The organism is Pantoea osteomyelitidis (assembly GCF_044342975.1).
In the GTDB taxonomy this organism is placed as follows: Bacteria; Pseudomonadota; Gammaproteobacteria; order Enterobacterales; family Enterobacteriaceae; genus Pantoea; species Pantoea osteomyelitidis.
The window spans coordinates 1-3,164 of sequence record NZ_JBGFSN010000014.1; the positions used below are offsets into that span (position 1 = coordinate 1).

At 54.5% G+C, this 3,164-nt stretch carries 1 rRNA gene; it reads right to left on the reverse strand.

The features are described 5' to 3' along the window. Positions 1-137 precede the first annotated feature (137 nt). Positions 138-3,042 (reverse strand): 23S ribosomal RNA (locus ABU178_RS20045). Positions 3,043-3,164 lie beyond the last annotated feature (122 nt).

Genomic DNA, 3,164 nt, shown 5'->3' on the forward strand with positions numbered 1-3,164 from the left:
GTTCGGCATGGGGTCAGGTGGGACCACCGCGCTACAGCCGCCAGGCAAATTCTGTTTTCCCGCGCCGCCCCTTCAGGCCACGCCGGACTTATCCGGTGAACAAGCTGAACATCTCTCAAAAACGCCTCTGGCGTTGTAAGGTTAAGCCTCACGGGTCATTAGTACCGGTCAGCTCAATGCATCGCTGCACTTACACATCCGGCCTATCAACGTCGTCGTCTTCAACGTCCCTTCAGGACCCTCTGGGGGTCAGGGAAAACTCATCTCGGGGCAAGTTTCGTGCTTAGATGCTTTCAGCACTTATCTCTTCCGCACTTAGCTACCGGGCAATGCCATTGGCATGACAACCCGAACACCAGCGGTGCGTTCACTCCGGTCCTCTCGTACTAGGAGCAACCCCCCTCAGTTTTCCAGCGCCCACGGCAGATAGGGACCGAACTGTCTCACGACGTTCTAAACCCAGCTCGCGTACCACTTTAAACGGCGAACAGCCGTACCCTTGGGACCTACTTCAGCCCCAGGATGTGATGAGCCGACATCGAGGTGCCAAACACCGCCGTCGATATGAACTCTTGGGCGGTATCAGCCTGTTATCCCCGGAGTACCTTTTATCCGTTGAGCGATGGCCCTTCCATACAGAACCACCGGATCACTAAGACCTGCTTTCGCACCTGCTCGCGCCGTCACGCTCGCAGTCAAGCGGGCTTATGCCTTTGCACTAACCTCACGATGTCCGACCGTGATTAGCCCACCTTCGTGCTCCTCCGTTACGCTTTGGGAGGAGACCGCCCCAGTCAAACTACCCACCAGACACTGTCCCCACGCCGGATCACGGCGCCAGGTTAGAACATCAAACATTAAAGGGTGGTATTTCAAGGTTGGCTCCACGCAGACTGGCGTCCGCGCTTCAAAGCCTCCCACCTATCCTACACATCAAGGCTCAATGTTCAGTGTCAAGCTGTAGTAAAGGTTCACGGGGTCTTTCCGTCTTGCCGCGGGTACACTGCATCTTCACAGCGAGTTCAATTTCACTGAGTCCCGGGTGGAGACAGCCTGGCCATCATTACGCCATTCGTGCAGGTCGGAACTTACCCGACAAGGAATTTCGCTACCTTAGGACCGTTATAGTTACGGCCGCCGTTTACCGGGGCTTCGATCAAGAGCTTCTCCTTACGGATAACCCCATCAATTAACCTTCCGGCACCGGGCAGGCGTCACACCGTATACGTCCACTTTCGTGTTTGCACAGTGCTGTGTTTTTAATAAACAGTTGCAGCCAGCTGGTATCTTCGACTGGCTTCGGCTCCGGGAGCAAGTCCCTTCACCTACGCGCCAGCGTGCCTTCTCCCGAAGTTACGGCACCATTTTGCCTAGTTCCTTCACCCGGGTTCTCTCAAGCGCCTTGGTATTCTCTACCTGACCACCTGTGTCGGTTTGGGGTACGATTTCGTGTTACCTGGAGCTTAGAGGCTTTTCCTGGAAGCAGGGTATCAGTTACTTCACCACCGTGGTGGCTCGTCATCACGCCTCAGCCTTGAGACTCCGGATTTGCCTGGAGACTCAGCCTACACGCTTAAACCGGGACAACCGTCGCCCGGCTAACCTAACCTTCTCCGTCCCCCCTTCGCAGTAACACCAAGTACAGGAATATTAACCTGTTTCCCATCGACTACGCCTTTCGGCCTCGCCTTAGGGGTCGACTCACCCTGCCCCGATTAACGTTGGACAGGAACCCTTGGTCTTCCGGCGAGCGGGCTTTTCACCCGCTTTATCGTTACTTATGTCAGCATTCGCACTTCTGATACCTCCAGCAGACCTCACAGTCCACCTTCAGCGGCTTACAGAACGCTCCCCTACCCAACAACACTTACGTGTCGCTGCCGCAGCTTCGGTGCATGGTTTAGCCCCGTTACATCTTCCGCGCAGGCCGACTCGACCAGTGAGCTATTACGCTTTCTTTAAATGATGGCTGCTTCTAAGCCAACATCCTGGCTGTCTGGGCCTTCCCACATCGTTTCCCACTTAACCATGACTTTGGGACCTTAGCTGGCGGTCTGGGTTGTTTCCCTCTTCACGACGGACGTTAGCACCCGCCGTGTGTCTCCCGTGATAACATTCTCCGGTATTCGCAGTTTGCATCGGGTTGGTAAGCCGGGATGGCCCCCTAGCCGAAACAGTGCTCTACCCCCGGAGATGAGTTCACGAGGCGCTACCTAAATAGCTTTCGGGGAGAACCAGCTATCTCCCGGTTTGATTGGCCTTTCACCCCCAGCCACAGGTCATCCGCTAATTTTTCAACATTAGTCGGTTCGGTCCTCCAGTTAGTGTTACCCAACCTTCAACCTGCCCATGGCTAGATCACCGGGTTTCGGGTCTATACCCTGCAACTTAACGCCCAATTAAGACTCGGTTTCCCTGCGGCTCCCCTATACGGTTAACCTTGCTACAGAATATAAGTCGCTGACCCATTATACAAAAGGTACGCAGTCACCCCATAAAAGAGGCTCCCACTGCTTGTACGTACACGGTTTCAGGTTCTGTTTCACTCCCCTCGCCGGGGTTCTTTTCGCCTTTCCCTCACGGTACTGGTTCACTATCGGTCAGTCAGGAGTATTTAGCCTTGGAGGATGGTCCCCCCATCTTCAGACAGGATATCACGTGTCCCGCCCTACTCATCGAGCTCACAGAATGGGTGTCTTCGTGTACGGGACTGTCACCCTGTACCGTGCGCCTTTCCAGACGCTTCCACTGACACACAAACTGATTCAGGCTCTGGGCTGTTCCCCGTTCGCTCGCCGCTACTGGGGGAATCTCGGTTGATTTCTTTTCCTCGGGGTACTTAGATGTTTCAGTTCCCCCGGTTCGCCTCGCAACACTATGTATTCATGTTGCGATGATGCACTGAGTGCACCGGGTTTCCCCATTCGGGTATCGTCGGCTGTTGCGGGTCATATCCCCTTACCGACGCTTATCGCAGATTAGCACGCCCTTCATCGCCTCTGACTGCCAGGGCATCCACCGTGTACGCTTGTTCGCTTAACCTCACAACCCACAGGCGTTTTACGCATGCAGGATGCAGGTATTTGAGAGATCCCTGAATAACCTCGGCGGTTATTCATGATTTTCAATTTTCAGCTTGTTCCGGATTGTTAAAGAGCATAATA